At 61.3% G+C, this 230-nt stretch carries 1 protein-coding gene; it reads right to left on the reverse strand.

Annotated features, from left to right (window positions below; genetic code table 11):
* On the reverse strand, positions 1-230 hold a 230-nt coding region (locus Q0792_RS20105; protein ID WP_298845359.1), incomplete at both ends, for an EF-Tu/IF-2/RF-3 family GTPase.

A 230-nucleotide genomic window follows, 5' to 3' on the forward strand; every position in this document is an offset into this window, starting at 1 on the left:
ATGTTGTCGCCCGCTTCACCACGGTCCAGCAGCTTGCGGAACATCTCAACACCTGTGCAGGTCGTCTTCTGCGTGTCCTTGATGCCGACGATCTCGATCTCGTCGCCCACGTTGATCACGCCACGCTCGACACGGCCCGTCACAACAGTACCACGGCCGGAGATCGAGAACACGTCCTCGACCGGCATCAGGAACGGCTGGTCGATCGCACGCTCAGGTGTCGGGATCCA

Source organism: uncultured Roseobacter sp., from assembly GCF_947495025.1.
Taxonomy (GTDB): domain Bacteria; phylum Pseudomonadota; class Alphaproteobacteria; order Rhodobacterales; family Rhodobacteraceae; genus Roseobacter.